Genomic DNA, 18966 nt, shown 5'->3' on the forward strand with positions numbered 1-18966 from the left:
TATTTAATAATAATTTTGGTAGTCAAACCTGATTTTGCACTTTGAATCAGATAATAGCCCGTAGGCAAATCACTTACAGAAATTTCTGTTTCAAAACTGCTGGTTTTAATTTGTTTGATAACAATACCTGTTGCCGAAACAATATTTACCGTATCATTTTCAACCGATGATTTTAAGGTTACACTATGTTTAGCTACCGATGGATAAGCATAAAACGCCTCTAATTTTTTCCAACGGGCATACACCGTAGTGTTTTGGGATTGAGTAGTATCAAAACCAGTAATTTCATGTAAATGCGTCGCATCTGAATACCAACCCATAAATCGATAGCCTCTACACTGTGCTTCCAATAACTCATAATCAGTACCAATCGATACCGTTTTTGCATTTGGATTGATTACCAATTTAGGCAGGTTTAAATACGAAATAGTATAAGTTGTAGGTGTGTTTACAATTGGTTTATTATTACCTCCTTCACCCCAAAAAGCATAAAGCACCTGAGTTCCTGTTGCTGTTGAAGGAATAGATTTAATTACACTAGGTATGGTAGCTGAATTTGACCAACCAAAAAAGACATAACCATCTAACACAGGAGTTGGCAATACTGTTAGGCTTCCTTCTCTATATTCTAAAGAAGAAAGTGTTGTAATTGTTTGTCCATCAATTGCATTAATAAAGCTAATTGGCGAAAAAGTAGCCGTTGCTTTTAGCCATCTAGGATCTCCTAAGGCAACTCCTCCTATTCCTGCTGTAGCCAAAGGTGAAAATTTAGAGAAACTAAAATCACCAGCTGTTGAATTTGGATACGAAAGCATTACCATACCTAAACCACTTAGTGTTTTAGCATTAGTTTCAGTCACCGAAACCGTTCCCTTTACCGACTGAGATACAACTCCTACTACAAGATTATTATCTAAAACTGCAGTTCCAGCACCAGCAACATTAGTAGAACGGAACATGAAAATAGCTTTAGGATTTTCACGTACATCCTGCATGATGTTGTTTTTAAACGTAAAGTTTGAAGCACTACTGTAACGATTATCAACTGTCACAAAAGCATGGTTATCCTGACTACCAATATTAAAAATGGTGTTATTCTCAACCGTAACATTGATAGTCTGATCTATTGCATCTTTATTTTGAAGCAGGATAAAATGATTCCCTTTATCAAAATTATAAATGGTTGAATTTTTAACCGTAACCTCAGCAACAATACGCAAATCGGGTTGGATAAAATTATATCCGTTAACTGCTGTTCCATCGATAATACAATTATCAAATAAAATTTTAGAAATTGGATGTTCGCTAGCTCCTTCAGTAACTAATAAACTTTGTTTAATCCCTTTGATTGTTGCATTTTTAATTTCTATTCCCGAAATAGAAGCTCCATTTTTCAATTGGATAAGATTAGCATTGGCATTTGACAAATCAAAATCAACACCATTAAAATCAAAACTTCCTGAATTAACTTCTGCATTATCAGCATGAAAAGAAGCTGCAAAAACCGGTTTTGCTCCTTCATCGGCAACAAATCTATATTTATGATTTTTAACTGAAAGCGCAGTAGGAACCGTGTAAGTACCACTTGCCATAATAAACTTGGTACCGTCTTCAGCTTTATCGTATTTCTCAATAAAATCCTGAGGATTTACGTACACGTCTAAACTCCCGTTTTGATTCTCCGTTATATGTTTTACAATACTATTGATGTATACTTCAATGTTGGTATATCCTTCATCAAGTGTCTTCAAATTACCATCAGTAGCATTAGCAGGATCTAAACCTTTCTCTATTTCCCAAGCATTTGGCATACCATCTCCGTCAGTATCAACTGGCGCTTCCGCAGTAGGCAATTCTGGCCATCCCCCCGCTGCAGTTTGAGTATCTATATACCCATTTGTGCTTCCGTTACCACCATTCATAATAGTTGCAGTACCAGATCGTGTGTCATCAATCGCTCTTTTATCAACTGCATCCCTGTATAAGCTTGCTCCTACATGATCTAAAACTAGCTCATACGCTTTTGTGGCACTGTGAGTAGTAACCTCCCCTGGATTGTGAGGTACATCAATTTTGAATGCTTTTTTATCTGCATCACTCACAGGAAGCTGACTACCATGAAACTGATTGTAAACGCCATAAGTCCAGTTATCCTGAGTAGTACGTGGTGAGCCATTTACAAAATTTCCGTCAACATAAAATTTCCCCCAAATTCCGTATAATGGTGATGTTGAATCCAGAATTCTCCCTGTTGACAAAATTCGTTCTCTAGTAGAATTAGAAGTTCCAGGTCCTGGTTTCCAGTAGTTATTTACCAAATTTACATTCATAGCATCTCCACCATAACAGCTGTTACCGCCCCAGTTGTAGATTACATTATTACGAATATCAACTAAATCAGTTAATGCAAAAGGATCATTAGCATATTCACCTAATCTTGGATTTCGGCTATCATGATGTGCTAACAAATTATGATGAAACGAAGCATTTTTACCTCCCCAGACACCAGCATAACCATGAGCTCCTTTACCGTGAACCGAATTTCGAAGACTCTCAGAAATCACACACCATTGCAATGTGAAATTTTCATTCTGATAAAAAGAAACACATTCATCTGTTGACCAACTCATCGAACAGTGATCTACTATAATATCTTTCTGGAAACGTCCGCCTAAAGCATCATTCTCCACATTTTTAGCATCTCCCATTCTAAAGCGTAAATAACGAATAATAACATTATTTCCTCTTACCTTCACATTATAGTCTCTTAGGGTAATTCCTCCACCAGGTGCCGTTTGACCTGCAATGGTTATATTATCCGTTATATTTAATTCGCTTTCCAATTTAATAGTTCCCGATACTTTGAAAACAACAATTCTAGGACCACTTTGATTGATTGCAGCACGAAGAGAACCTGCACCTGAATCATTTAAATTAGTTACATAAATAACTTTTCCTCCTCGACCACCGGTTACATATTTACCATAACCTTCTGCTCCTGGAAAAGCTGGAACTTTTATAGTGTCGCCACCTCCGCTGTTATTCTCTCCAACTTCTATTTTACCTGCTCCTGTAAAAAATGCAGGATGGCTTGTTTTATCATAAGTTCCATTACTAAAAACTACTCCGTTAATAGTCAGCTTTTGTACATTCAAAACCGTATTTAAAACTGCTTTAGCATTCCCTGCTAGGTTTAATTTCAATTCTGACCCAGCAGCACGTTCGTGACTAAAAATCACAGAATTATCATGATCAACGTTGATTGTTCCAGCACCGAAAGCATTAGCAACATTTCCTTCAATTACTGTAGGATAATCAATGCCGGCATATTTTATGCTTTTTTGAGTTAAATCCCAAGTCCCTACAAATTCGCTATTATCCCCTTTTAAAAGTAAAATTCCTGTATTTACATTAGTCCCCTGACCAATATTAAGTGGAATAATATTTCCACTACCTGAAATTGGCCCAGTTAATGTCATCATGGTTTCCCCTAGTATACCTGATATCATTTCGAGTCTCACATTACCGCTTATAATTATTGGAGCTTCAAATGCCATACCAGCTCCACTAGTGAAATAGTACATACGAGTTCCGTCTTTAAAGTTCATCGTTCCAGTCGCTTTATGCGTTCCTCTTAAACGCAGAACTCCTCCTTCTGAAAAACTAATATCGGCTGGAAAAACAGTTGCAGTAGTTTCAATTTCTTTGGTTACTGAAACCTGTTTACCCGCTTCTGGCATTACTGCTGGATTAAAATTGGCTGCAACATCCCAACTTTTATTTTGAGTTGCAGTAAATACATAATCAAAATTAGTTGGTGGAAGTATAGCATCTGGCTGATTATTTCCTCCAACTCCCCAAAAAGCATACAAGGTTTGTGCACCTTTGATTGTAGCTGCAATTTCTTTCATTGAAGCAGCTACTGTAGCTGATGTTGACCAACCGTAGAATGTATAACCTTCCATAACGGGAGTTGGCAATGTTACTACAGTTCCTTCAGTATATTCTACTGGAGTTAAATTAGACAAAGTCACATTTCCAATAGAATTTACATAAGATATTGAAGATGTTACCGCTCCTCCCACTGTTACAGAACTCACTGCGCTCAAACCTCCGTAAGCATTAGCTGCCTGAACCGTATATTCATGAGTACCACTGATCGCTGCTGTATCTACATAAGTAGGATCGGTTGTTATAGCAATCACTTTACCATCTTTACAAATTACATAACAAATAGCATATTGATTCGCTTCCCAATTAAGGGTACTATTACTGATAGCCAAATTAGCAGGAGCTGCAATTTGTTCCACTATTTCAAGAGGATTCCATTTATCTGTTCCGCTTAATACATTTTCTATTGTATAAGTATCCGCTTGTTCCTTAGTTAATACCGGATTGTAATTTCCTGTTTGAGGAACTCCGTTTACATTAAAAACATTGGTTCTGTTATCAGTATTAACCTTAATTCCATTGACATCTACACTATTGTACTCAGCAAAAAGTGCCGGCACCGTTCCCATAGAAGCCCAACCCTGAGTATGAGGTTCATTTATCATTTTGGTATTCAAATAAACCGCTCTGGGTGCATTTTGCCAAGGGCGACCTAAATAATAAGCCGTAGTAGCTGTGATTGTGTTATTATTAAAAATATAACCATACTGAACATTGGCATCATGATTTGGTGCTACAAGATAGCCTGCAGCAACCGAAACTAATTTACAATCTTCAAACCAGTGTGTTCCGCCTCCGCAAATAAAATCCACATCACCTTCGATGGTTGATTTATAATAAAAACTTCTATTTCCACCAGTAACCTGAGTATCCTGCTTACTTCTTAGTCTCACTCCGTTATAAACGTTTCTGTCTCCTGCTGGATTCAATGCAGGTCGCTGACCAGATGTTGTTATTCCGTCCTTGTGTTCAATGGTTACATTCTCCATGTATAAATCATTGGCTTCAATAGAAAGTACGGCATTTTTTATACCCCAGCCTGGATTTCCCTGAAGAATAACTTTATCCTTTGATTGCGCAATTAAGGAAACATTATTTTTTCCTGAAGGAAGTTTCAAAACAACTCCTTGCGGATTTGTACCATCACCACCCAAATTATAAGTTCCATTAGTAATCAACACCAAAAATTTAGTTGATGAATTTGATGGCGCAGCATTGAATGCTTCAGCTATGGTTTTCACATATTTCCCAGAAGTAACTTGCTCATCGGTTGCATTAGCATCCACAATCAAATCAAAATTACGTTTTGCTGGAACTGGTTTTGACATTGTTGTGAAACTCAACTCAAATGCTGCTGCATTATTAGCCGAAATATCTTTAACAAATCCTGCCGGTAAACTAAAAGTGTATTGTTTATTATATTCTAATCCGAAATAACTGAATTTCACCGTTTTGTTTACAAACTCAGCATTTAGATTTTTACCGTTGAGAGTGGCTTGTCCTGCGCCAAATTGAACTGATTCATCATAAGTCAATATAATATTACCGCTCGCTCCAACAGATGTAGCTGCGACTGCCGGAAGACTCGATTGAAGAATAGGCGCCGTTGTATCAACAACTAAAACTTCATCAGCCTTAACCATTACATTCGACAATACTGTTGCTGTTACATCAGTTGCACTTCCGTGTTTTGTACCATTTACATTCGGAAACCATCTGATATATACTTTTTCTTTTCCTTCTGCTTCTACTGGCAATATTCCTCCAATTGCTGTAACTGAATTGGTATTAATTGTAGTCAAACTGGAAATATTCTGAAAATTAACACCATCCAATGAATATTGAAAAGTCCATTCGTCACAACCATAATAGTAACCTATAAGCCCCGATGAAATAGTAATGTTTTTATACCCAATAGTTGAAAAAGAAGTCATATAATAGAAAAACTGTCCTCTATCGGTATTCCAAACACCTACTCCATTTGCTCCTCCTCGATTTAATAATCGAATATTAGGTGTAAAAACATTATCGGTAACATTATAAGCAAATAACTGTGGTCTGTTTTCTACTTTAGAATACAATTCGGCTACTCTAGGATTAGCATATTGATCGTTTTTAAAAGTCCAACCTGCTATAAAAGACTGATTATCATAAGTCCCTGTAATATTCACATTCTCATTCATGGCTACAACCGTACTTAAAGCTGTAGATCCATCAGACCAGTTATTGAATTTAACAATATCATTTTCAATAGCTGTGATAGTAACATTCGTACCTTTTTCGTAAACAGAAAATCCTCCATCCTTACCCGCTGGTGCAATTGAATAGTCTCCTAATCCAAATGCCCCTGCAACATTTACTGCTAAAGTATAAGTGTCAATAACTTCATATTCGGCAACTAAAGTTGTATTTGCAGTAATTGTAAAGGTATAAGGATTAGCCGTTGAAACCGGAGTTCCATTGCCATCAACCCATCGTGTAAATTTATAGCCGAAATTTTTATTAGCTGTCAATGTAACTTCGGTTCCCTGATTAACAGTAGTCCCGGCCGGATTTGCACTAATAGTCCCAGCAGTTGAAGGAGTTATCGAAGTTGCTAATGTATATGTAACAGCATTAGGATTATTAGTTACTTTTTCAAAATAATCTAAATTGAATAAATATCCTGTGCTTGTTGGATGCTTAAAAACAAGATATAAATCATGTGTACCTGTTGTGGGTGTAATTGCTGTTGAACAAATTTTAAAATCAGTCCATCCTATACTTCCAGATACTGTTGCAGTACCAATTAAAGTACCATCTGCGGCATCTAACCGATACTCTATAGTACCTCCCGTAGTTCCTGAAGCTTTTGCATCAAAACGAATGTCATATTCACTAAATACATGGGCAGCAAATTTAATCCAGGTATTATTTTTAATGTAACCTACATTTCCCGTACCCGAAAGAGCTGCATTCACTTCTGCTCTTGCTCCCGAAGCCTCATTAAAAGTTTCTGCTTCAATTCGCTGAATTGTCTGCGAAAATCCCATTGCTGAAAAAAGTAGCAGCAATAGAAACATAAAGTATTGTTTTTTCATTTTTTGGTTTGGTTTAGTTAAATAGTTTATTATTCCCCTCACAATTCAAAATTTCAATCATTTCAAATTAATTTAAAGGTTCATTAACTTGATTCAAGAATTCTTTTATTTCATATTTTTTTGATTTAAGTGTTAGTATTTTTTTAATTATAAAAGCAATCCAAGCAGATTGTTTTATTTGATTATTTTTACCTGACTTTTAACTGATTCTTCTAATTTTACTTTATCAAAAGCTATTTTATTTGTATTTGATTGCAACGAAATCGCCTTTGTTTCAGCACCTCCCACCCAGAATAATTGGTTTTCTCCCGTGGCTTTAAAACTTTCAACAGTTACATTTTGACTATTAGAAAAACTTGCAGCTATACCTGGTTTGTCTAGTCTTAAATTGATATTTTTAAAATCAATTTTGCTGACATAATTCATTTGGATACCAATATCAGAGCGAATAATCATATTTGTAAATTGAAGATTTTCAACAGGCATTTCAGGTATTCCCATAATCTTCAAAGCCTGCTTGGCTCCGTTGACATAAATATTTTTGAAATACATATTTCGGAATGCAGGAGTTGTTTCTGAAACTGGCATTTTATCAACAATTACTTCGCCTGTTTGTGGATCTTCTTTAATCGCTTTTTCAAAATAATACAGGTTAAAATTGATGGCATCAGTTGGAATATTGTTCATTCGGATGTCTTCCATCCAAATGTTCTCAACCACTCCGCCACGACCTCGGACAGATTTAAATCGCAAACCACAATCGGTACCATTAAACGTTAGGTTTTTAGCAAATATATTTTTAACACCGCCAGACATTTCACTACCAATTACAAAACCACCATGGGCATGATATACGACACAATCGGTAATAACAAATAATTCGGTTGGTTTTCCTCGTTCCCTGCCTTCTGTGTCTTTTCCTGATTTAATACAAATAGCATCATCGCCCACATCAAAACGACAATTAGTTACCGTTCCAATTCGGCAGGATTCTATATCCAGTCCATCACCATTTTGAGAATACCATGGATTACGGATTGTTAGATTTCTTAAAGTCAAATGTTCACATAGCAACGGATTGACATTCCATGCTGGAGAATTTTGAAAAGTAACACCGTCCAACAGTAGTTTTTTACAATTCACTAAACTTACCATTACCGGGCGAAGTGCCTGTTTGTAAGACACCATATTTTCAACCGTAGGCGTTTTAGGCAATTTATCTTTTTCTTCATTGCCAATGTAAGCTCCCTCTGATGGATACCAAATTTTACCATCCTTAGATAAAACGCCTCCAGATTTAATTAATTCCTGCCATTGTGCAGTGGTCATTTTACCAATTTTAACTGGACGCCAAGCCGAACCATTTCCATCAAAAATTCCTTCTCCTGTAATAGCAATATTTTCTACACCAACTCCCATAATAGGAGATTCACATCGAAGCATCTTATTGCCTTCAAAATAAGATTCGATTAGTTTGTATTGACTTAAATCACTGGTAAAGGATATAAAAGCACCGTTTTTAGTATGTAAATTCACATTACTTTTCATTTTCAAAGGACCAGTTGTCCACAATCCAGCAGGAATAACAACAACTCCTCCACCCGATTCCGAGCATTTTGTGATTGCCTCATTAATCGCTTTGGTGCAAAGCTCTTCTGTGTTTGGGACCGCCCCAAAATCAACAATATTCAAAGTATCAGCTTTAAATATTGGAATCTGTACTTCCGGCATTTTAAAAGGAAGATTACTTTTTACAGCTGGCTTATTTTGAGCAAAAAGTGTATTTCCACAAGAAATAACAGCCAATAATACTGTACCTATAAAGAAGCTGGTTTTAATTTTTATCATCATTAATCTCTATTTTATTTTTTATGACTATCCGTTTCTTATACCAATTATTGAGAATGGTACACAGATGAAACTAATTTTAACGGATTATCGCAGGTTGTGATTTACCAAAGAGCTATGAAAAATCCGTTTTTATCTGTTCAATCAGTATCACCTGCCTGTCGGCAGACAGGTCTGTGGCCTATTTTTTTATTTAGTCCGCTTAGCGGACAGTCATTTTTATTTTTTGTCTAAAATCTTTTGCAATTCAATCCCTGCCATAATAAATGGTCCAACCGCTTTAGCATCGTTATCTCTGATAGGTTCTGAAAGATAATATTCGAATGAACCATCTCTATCCTGAGGATTTTTCCCTCCTAAACCTGCAACAGCACAACAACGTGTAATAGAAATATTTCCGTAGGAATTTTCTTTAATGAATTGTTTCAGAATTCCGTTAAAACCTTTTTTAGCTGATTTCAGATAAGCTTTACCCACATATCCATTGCGATAGGCTTTGGCAAATGAATAGACAAACATAGTAGAGCAGGTCGATTCTAGATAATTGCCTTTTCTTTCAGGCTGATCCATCACCTGCCACCATACTCTCGAATCTTTATCCTGCGCTTTGAGAACAGCAGCAAATACTTTTTGAACAATTTGTATCAGCTCCTTGCGTTTTGGATGATCTTTGGGAACAAAATCTAAAATATCAACCAAGGCCATACAATACCAGCCTTGAGCACGTCCCCATACATGAGCCGATTGTCCAGTTTTTTTATTAGCCCAAAATTGTTCCCGCTTTTCATCATAACCGTGAAAATTCAATCCTGTTTTTGAATCAAAAGTGTGTTTCTGAATCAATTCTGCTTGCAAAATAGCATCATCAATGGCTTTCGGAACATTAAAAACCGCTCCATATTCTGCCGAAAAAGGATCGGCCATATACACACCGTCAAGCCACATTTGCCAAGGATAACTTTTCTTGTGCCAATAACCGTCATCTGAATTTCTTGGGTGACCTTCCAACTGTTTGTGGAGTACATCCATGGCTGTTTTATAGCGTTTATCACCTGTTTTCTTATAAATTTCAAAAAGTATCTTCCCAGAATTTATCAAATCAAGACTATACTTTTCTAGTTCATAACCTCCCAATATTTTTCCGTTCTTATCAATTAATTGTTCAGCATAAGAAAGTGCATAATCCCAGTTCTTTTGCTCCTTGGTATAATCATATAATTTCTGATTCGCCAACGTTACCAAACCATTAGTGTAATTCCACTTCGGAAATTTTACACCATCCAGAAATACAGGATTCGGAATCCTTTTTTGATCTGAATCCGCCATTTTTTTTGCCCATTCGATAGGAGCGATTCTTTCAAAATCACTTTTCGCTTTTGATTGTCCAAAAGAAACCAAATGGCAAACCAGCAAAAAGAAAATGCAATATTTGATTTTACTTTTCATAGCCATGTTTATTTTTTAGTAGTCAACTTATTTATTGTTTTGCTCTTGCAAACTTGTTGACAATGCTATTTTCTTAACTTCATTATTACTTTCTACTCTAAACCAATCATAATCAGCATAACTACTATCGCTAATTAATTTAGTTCCCGTTGCAAACATTCCAATTTTTGCTCCAACCCAACGTCCAGCACGTGGTGTAAAAGCATTTCCAAATACTTTGAAATTCTTTCCATCAGTACTGTAGTAAAAAGTAACTTTTGCATCAAAAGGTTCAATGTTTTGCACCATCTCCACCTTAGTTCGGAAATAGATGTTTTTTTGATCAACAGCTATAGATGCAATTTCGGTCTCTAAATCCTTAGAAGTACGAGCATCTTTAAGTGTACGTTGTACTAATTTCAATTTCCCTTCTTTGTCTTGCTCAATAGCGATGTATGAATAGTCTTCGCCAAAAACAATCAAACCAGTGGTGCATTCTCCTGCATCGGGATTATTTTCGAAAGTGAGTTTTGTTGTTGCTGTAAAATTATCGCTTGGAAATTTTTGTAATAAAAGATTGGGCATCATCCATTTGGTTTTAATTTCCTCCGGACGTGGAATACAATTCAAACGCATAAAACCAAGATTAGCCGATAACCAACCCCATTGCTCACTAGGATTTTGATTGGCTTGCCACTGCCATTGCAATCCAAATTGATGACCATTGAATTCATCCGAAGAAACTAACGGTGTTGCAGGATAATTTTTCCCTACATTAGGTTTTGTCCATTCCATTATTGGTTCTCCAATACCATCTTTGTTTGTGTCAATCCCAATTAAAGGCCATCCGTTTTTCCAAGTAACAGGTTGAAGATGCACAATTCGACCATAAGCCCAACGATCCTGAAAATGAATAAACCATCCGTCACCGTTAGGAGTTTCCACATAGCCACCTTGATGAGGGCCGTTTACTGGAGAATTTCCTTGATTTAAAACCACTTTAGATTCATAAGGTCCCCAAACATACTTAGAACGCATAGCCAACTGCCATCCTGGTTTTACTCCTCCAGCCGGAGCCATAATCCAATAATATCCATCACGTTTGTACATTTTAGAACCTTCAACGGTAGTATGTCCATTATGTCCGTCAAAAACCATTGCCGGATTACCAATTAATTTAGTCCCATCGGGCGTAAGTTCTGATAACATTAAAACTGTTTTTACATTAGCTCGACTGCCTGCAAAAGCATAAGATAGATACGCTTTCCCATCTTGATCCCAAAACGGACAGGTATCAATAATTCCTTTGGCTTCTTTTACCAATACTGGTTCATCCCAAATCCCCGCAGGATTTTTGGTTTTTACCATATAAATTCCGAAATCAGGATCGCCCCAATAAATATAATATTCGCCTTTATGGTAGCGAATGGAAGGAGCCCAAACACCATCACCGTGACGAACAGTACGATAATGCTCTACCGGAAACTGATTTTGTAATGCGTACCCAATTAATTCCCAGTTGACCAAATCCTTTGAATGAAGAATAGGCAGTCCAGGAGAACTATTAAAACTGGAAGCAGTCATATAATAGCCATCCTCGCCTGCACATACATCCGGATCTGAATAATCAACATGCAGAATTGGATTTTTGTACTTTCCATTTCCTAAATCGGCATTCCATCCTTGCGCATTTACATTTAACATGCATATTGTCAAACCTAGTGACAGTAGTAATTTTTTTAATCTCATTTTAAAAAGTTTTCAATCAAATAGGTTTAAAGAAGTATCCATTGCGGATACTCCTTTTTTAACCTATTCTATTTAGAAATTATTAATAGTTCTTTTTAAGGAAGCCATCTGGTATCTCCTACTCTGTTGGTAACAATTGGAGAATTTGAATCTTTAATCATTAGATTTCCTGCTGTTGGATTCACAAATAAATCCAGTGCACTAATACCTAATTCGGTTCCTTGAATAGCCGAAGCTCCAAGTAAATAATCAGTAGTAGTATAATTATTGCTGAATTCAGTAGTAGTATTTGCTGCAATGGCTTGAATTACTCTTCCAGAAGCAGAGGCTAATAACACATTCTTAAAAATCAACGTCGATCCTACAGCTGCAGGAATATTAATTAATGATCTGTTATAAGCATAGTCATAAATGGAAATGTTTTGATACTCCAAATGGATTGGATATGCCGATGTACCGTAATCAAATAAGTTTTTAAAGTTTCTATTTTTATCTGTAGTTTGATAATAATCTCTCATAAAAGTACAATTAGAGAAAATAGCTCTTTTAACATTATCTGCTCCGGCAGAACCAAAGACAAATGTACCGTAAGGCCCTGTGTGACCTCCAACTTCATCAAAAGTACAGTAGCTCATGTCCAGATTTCCTATTTCTTTATATTTCCCGCCGCCCTGATGTCTCCAGAAACCACGTTTGAAATGGTTAAATACACAGTTGTAGAATGTAATTTCGCCTATTGTCCATGAATTTCCACTATTAAAAAAGTAACTGGCATCAATAGTTTGGTAAAAACGAATGTTTTCAAAAGCTAAAGAAGAAAGATAGGATCCCTCAGCAATATTCCAGTTTCCGTTCATTTCAATTTGAGGTCGCTCTCCCTGAGTTCCTCCTATCAATTTAAAGCCTTTTAATATGGTAAAAGGAGTAATTTTAAATAGTGAACCTGCCTCAAGAAAATACTCTGTTCCTTCTGGAATAGTTGGATCTTCGTTATTAGCTCTCAACAGTGCATCCAAATCGGTGCCATTTTCCACTAAAATTGTTTCAGCTGATGGCCCTGCTGAACGGAAAGTTACCTGATTATAAGGTTTATCATAACGTCTTGGTTTATTAGTATCATAGACATTAACATTATACAAGGTGTTTTTTTCTAAACCTGTAATGGTAGCTTCTCCACTACTGATTTCTTCTGATGTTAAATAACGTCCAATTGCAGGAAGCTCCTTAGCTAATGATGGTTCAACCGAAATACTATCAACTGGATTTTGTGTATCTACAATCCAATTTAGTTTAACCGATGTTTCATTAATATTTAATTTTTCCACACGCTGTAAAATTTCTGCAAATGCAGGACGATCTTCTGTCAAAGCACTTGTATAAGCCCATTCCGAATTATGTGCCGCATCAGCATGATTGGCTCTAAGTCTAATGTAAAACTGCGTTTTATATGGAATATCATCCATAAAAACCTGTGTGTCAGTAACTATATATTCCTTGTATAAACTTTTATAATAGTTATCGGTATGCAACTCTATAGTATAAGAATCGGCATCGTTTACTTTGTACCAAACTAAAGCAATAGAATTACTTTGAACCAAAGGGGCAGCAAGTACAAATTTGGGTTGAAATAAGTCGCCAGTCTTACTGTAAATCAAATTGTCAGCTTGACAAGATTTTAACATTCCGCCTAAAACTATTAAGCCTATGAATGATAAAATACAAATTGTATTTTTTTTTAATTTTTTCATGATCTATTCAGTTTAATAATTAAAACCATAATAATTTTGAATAGCTCCACGGTGATCCGTAATTACTTTTGACGGATAAGGACATAAATAACGTACAGGGTCATTAGGCGTCACACTCGAAGCGTTGTTGTAATTGATAAAGCCTCTAAAACTCCATTTAATGTCATTTATAGGCTCATAGCTAGCAGTTTCGTTATTAAGTGAATACCACTTTGTTGCAAAAACATGTTCGGTATAACCTGCCGGACGAGCTTGCAGAATTTCGTCAATTCCTTTAATATCTAAAATTGTTCTACCTGAATTATTAGGATCTGGAATGTTTTTCCAATAAACGCTTCCTGGTACCTCATCAATTCCTGGAACAAAAGCTCCATTAGCCACGCGTCCCCAGTTTAATAATTTGAAATACTGATTGTAAACTACTTCACCAAATTTATTCCAGCGAGCCAAATCAAATTTTCGTTTACTTTCTCCTCCAAATTCCCATGCGCGCTCATCCATAATAGCTTGGAAAAAAGCCTCAGAAGTAGTTTTAGAATCCACATAATTCTCTACTTTATCCGACCAAGTTGTCTCGTCAAAAGCTCTACGACGTACACGTTTCAAACATTCTCTAGCATCGTTACGAGGACCAAAACGCTCATTAACCGCTTCGGCATACATTAATAACACATCAGCAAATCGCATCCAAGAATAATTTACCCCTGTTCCTTTGCTGCTGGTACTTCCCAAAGGATCACTCATATACAACTTAGACCATTTGGCTACAGCCAAACGAGCTAAATCCAAGCGTATTACTTGATTTAAATTCTCATTATAGGAAAATGGAGCACAAGTCATATCACGTCGTAAATCCTGATTATCAAAAGAATATAGATAAGTTCCACATAGACTTAGATTTCCAGAAGCTCCTCCATAAGGATGGCTCCCTTCTGTAATTGGCACACCAATATAAAAAGCATACTCGCTTGAGGAATTTTTCAACAAAGGCAAAGAGAATAAAACATCATCATCAACTGGTGTTTCCCAATTGTTTTGTTTAATCCAAAAATCACGATAGCTTAGTTTCAAATCATGATGTTGCTCTTGAATTACTTTTCCTAAATATTGAATGGCTATATCATAATACAACTCATGATTTTCTCCACGTACCATTTGTCCAATGCTGGCTGGATTGTTAGTGTCCGGACGCAAGGTCCATCCACCACGGGTAAGTGCAAGCAAACCAATCAAACCTTGATTGAAACTTTTTGAAGCTCGTTCTACACCATAATCCAATTCATTTGCATATTGCATTAAAGGTTCAACCGACTTCAAATCGTCAATTAAAAATTCAAGAATCTGATTTCTATCTGTAACACCTACAGCAAAATTTTCTCCTCCTGAAGATGAATTGGTACGAAAAACTACATCCCCCCATATACGAATCATATCTAAATAAACCATAGCACGAAGTGTTTTCACTTCTCCATAAAGCTGTGTTATCTCTGACGGACTCTCTTTACTCGCTGTTTTAAAAATTTCAGACTGTTCAATTCCTTCAATAACATCATTAGAGAAATTAATAATCTTATACATATTATTCCAAGTCGAGTTTAAGGTTGTCCAATACGGTTTTGGTTCATAGCACGAAAGATCTGAACCATTAACATTAACGGTATTGGTTGAAACTCCCGACATTTCTACATCAGTATTCATATTGAAAACAAATGCAAGACGGTTAGAATAAGCATCATCGCTCAACATGAGCGTGTATACTCCAGCAACGGCAGATTGAATCTCTTTCTCCGTTTTGAAAACTTCTCCCTGAGTAAAACCTGTTGCAGGCTCAACTTCCAAATAATTTTCGCAAGCTGTAAAAGTCAGCACAAAAGTTAATAGAAGACTTAATAATATCTTTTTGTTCATTGTTTTAAGATTTAATTCAATTAAAATGATAGCTGCGCTCCAAAAGTGTAATTTCTTGATCTAGGATAAGCGTTATAATCAATGTTTGGCGTTAATCCTGTTTCTAAATTAACCTCTGGGTCGTAACCTGAGTAATTAGTCCAAATAAATAAATTGGAACCCGTAGCGTAGAAACGAACTCTGTTGAGACCAAATTTCGTAGTCCATTTTTGAGGAATTGAATATCCTATTGTAAGGTTGTTCAATCTTAAAAAAGAACCATTTTCTATTGCGTAAGACATAGCAATAGGACGACCTATTGAAGTAGGGTTCCACATTGTAGCATTTTCGTTAAATTTGGCTAAAACTTCTGGTTGGTAACGAATTTCATTCCCCATATCATCATAGTTTCTCCAACGATTATCCAAGGAAACTTCCATTCCTAAATTATTTTGAGCATTTTGATACCAAGAAGTCATCATGATTTTATTGGCATTGTACACATCAAATCCAACCATGAAATTAAAAAAAGTAGAAAAGTCAAAACTTTTCCATGTTGCATTGACACCAAAACCTCCTGAAAAATCAGGATTAGTATCGCCAATTACTTTTCGATCATTATCGCCAATTACAAAAGTATTTGGATCGGTTAAATCAATAGCTGTCAATTTTTTAAACTTAGCATTACCTGGACGAGGATCTCCTGACAAGTTTTTTGAGTTAACAACACCCTCTTTTAATTTCCAAGCTTTAGTTATTGGATCAAAAGATTCAAAATCGTCCATAGTATAGAAACCATCATTTACAAAACCATAAATCAACCCCTTTTGTCCTCCAACATAAGCACGGTAATCATCATCATTTAACAATTGTGTTCCTGCCCATCCTGAACTCAAAATCCATTCTTTCTCTCCACTTGATAGTCTATCAATTTTATTCTTATTATGTCCAATATTGAATGATAAATCAACTTGCCAATCATTTGTTTGAATTACACTGGCATTAAGAGCTAGCTCAACTCCTTTGTTCGAAGTTTGTCCTACATTGGTCATAATTTTTGTAAAACCTGCTGCTCCTGGAATATCTGAAGGTACTAACAAATCTTTCACCTTATTATCGTAAAAATCTAGATTACCACTAATACGCTCTTTAAAAAAACCAAAATCGAAACCTAAATTTTTAGTATAAGTTGTTTCCCATTTTACATCAGGATTACTTAAAAAATTATTATTGTAGAAATTATAATAGTAATGATCTACTTCTCCCCATCCCACTGAACGGTTTCGGGAAACACCATAATATTTAGCATACAAATCACCACTAATTCTATCATTACCAGAAACACCATAACTTAGACGCATTTTTAAGTTTGAAATGATTTTACTTTCTTTCAAAAAGTCTTCATTTGACATTCTCCAAGCAAATGCTGCCGCAGGAAACACTCCCCAACGATTTCCTGGACCAAACTTTGTTGAACCATCGGTACGAACTGTAAATGTGGCAAGGTATCTATCATCAAAACCATAATTTACACGTCCGAAAAAGGATGAAATTCGGTTCGGTGAACCCGAAGCAGAACCGTTTTCAAAAGGTGTTCCTAAAGCTAAATTGTCTAATGCCTTAGCTCCTGTTATGTCTTCAGGAAAAAAACGAGTACGATAAAATTTACTAGAACTTTCTTGTTCTTTCATTTCTTGACCTACCATAATTTGGAAATCATGAATGTCTTTTAATCTAAATCCATAATTCAATACATTATTCAATTGCCAACGCGGACTTTGAGTCATTCCCCAATAAACTACTGGCTGATTGTTATTAGCATTAGCTGTACCAGTATCAGTACCCCAGAAACGACCATCTTCACTGTATTTGTATTCATAACCAAATGAGCTACGCAGACTTAAACCATCGATAATATGCCAAGTCAAGGCTCCAACAGTATTAAATGTTCTTGTATTGCGTTTGCGGTAATTTTTTGCGGCTTCTTGTTTTGGATTGAAACGTGTTGTAATTTGATAATCTTCAGGATCAAAAAAAGTATCATCATCTGGCAAAGTCATATAATCTTCTAAACCTAAAGTAGGTGCTTGACGCAGTGCATCTAGTAAACTAACTCCATCAGTTCCTGATCCATTGATGGTTTGATTAGAAAAGCGTGTCTGAAATTCGAAAGTAAATTTATCCGACAATTTGGTGTTCATTATTAAGTTTAAATTGTTTTGTTTTAAACCTGTTCCTAATAAAACCCCAGGTTGATCCTGATTGATATATGCAAATTTGTATTTTGTATTCTCATTACCACCGTTCAAACTAAAATCCATGTATTTAGCTATTGGATTAGTTCCAAAAATTTCATCCTGCCAGTCAACTCCTTTGTCTCCTTGATAGATATACAATTCGTTGGCACGACCATAACGATTGAAAAAAGCAGTAGGATTTGAATTTCGTTGGCGTTCAAATTCATATTGCATCATCACAAATTCATACGGATCCATTACATCCAAACGATTAGCTAGTGTTTTCATCTGGGCATAACTATGTATATTTATAGCAACCTTCCCTGCTTTAGGCATTTTAGTAGTTACTAAAACAACCCCATTAGCACCACGAGCTCCATAGATAGCTGTTGACGCAGCATCTTTTAATACCTCAACCGATTCAATATCAGTGGGTGGAATATCATTTAAATTAGCTACCTCAAATCCATCAACTAAAATTAATGGCGAATTGTCTTCGGTAATTGAACCTCCTCCACGAATACGAATCATAATCTCAGCACCAGGTGAACCATCTGCCGAAGTAACCTGAACACCAGGTAATCTACCAACTAAAGCTTCTGCTACAGAACTTGTAGGCACTTTAGCTAATTCAGATCCTTTGATACTTGAAATAGCACCTGTAAGATTGCCTCGTTTTTGCGTACCATATCCAATTACAACTACTTCATTTAATTCACTCGTAGATTCTTTCATTTGGATATCAATTCCTGATGTACGTCCTTTAAGAGGTACTGTAACATCATTCATCCCAATAAATTTAACCACTATAACCGCTGTTTTAGGGTCGCTTACTTTTATAGAAAATTTACCATCTAAATCAGTGGTAGTACTTGTATTTTGATTCATTACAATAACTGATGCTGATGGTATCGAGCCCATATTATCTCGAACTACACCAGTTACAATTACACGTTCTTGAGCATAACTATTTAATGCAAAAAGCAAAACAGTTAAAATGCTCACGATATGTTTTTTTATCGTCATAACTACAATATTTTA

The 18966-nt window shown here is 35.9% G+C and carries 7 protein-coding genes; all 7 read right to left on the reverse strand.

The window, feature by feature from the left end:
- The coding region (locus tag AAGV33_RS13055) for a pectinesterase family protein (protein WP_373392483.1) at positions 1 to 7031 on the reverse strand (7031 nt) is incomplete at its 3' end.
- Positions 7032 to 7205: 174 nt separating this feature from the next.
- Positions 7206 to 8882 carry a glycoside hydrolase family 28 protein gene (locus tag AAGV33_RS13060; RefSeq protein WP_373392484.1) on the reverse strand — a complete coding sequence of 559 codons (1677 nt, stop codon included), beginning with the start codon at positions 8880 to 8882 and terminating at the stop codon, positions 7206 to 7208.
- 216 nt (positions 8883 to 9098) lie between these two features.
- Positions 9099 to 10325: a glycoside hydrolase family 88/105 protein gene (locus AAGV33_RS13065; RefSeq protein ID WP_373392485.1), complete on the reverse strand. Its 1227-nt coding sequence runs from the start codon at positions 10323 to 10325 to the stop codon at positions 9099 to 9101.
- A gap of 27 nt (positions 10326 to 10352) precedes the next feature.
- A complete protein-coding gene (locus tag AAGV33_RS13070; RefSeq protein WP_373392486.1) occupies positions 10353 to 12053 on the reverse strand; it encodes a glycoside hydrolase family 43 protein in 1701 nt (566 codons plus the stop codon).
- A gap of 95 nt (positions 12054 to 12148) precedes the next feature.
- A complete protein-coding gene (locus AAGV33_RS13075; RefSeq protein ID WP_373392488.1) occupies positions 12149 to 13801 on the reverse strand; it encodes a DUF5123 domain-containing protein in 1653 nt (550 codons plus the stop codon).
- Positions 13802 to 13813: 12 nt separating this feature from the next.
- Complete coding sequence (locus tag AAGV33_RS13080; protein WP_373392489.1) at positions 13814 to 15709, reverse strand: RagB/SusD family nutrient uptake outer membrane protein; 1896 nt, start codon at positions 15707 to 15709, stop codon at positions 13814 to 13816.
- A 20-nt stretch (positions 15710 to 15729) separates the two neighbouring features.
- On the reverse strand, positions 15730 to 18951 hold the full coding sequence (locus tag AAGV33_RS13085) for a SusC/RagA family TonB-linked outer membrane protein (protein ID WP_373392490.1): 3222 nt from the start codon (positions 18949 to 18951) through the stop codon (positions 15730 to 15732).
- Positions 18952 to 18966 lie beyond the last annotated feature (15 nt).

Source organism: Flavobacterium magnesitis (assembly GCF_041729735.1).
GTDB classification, from domain to species: Bacteria; Bacteroidota; Bacteroidia; order Flavobacteriales; family Flavobacteriaceae; genus Flavobacterium; species Flavobacterium magnesitis.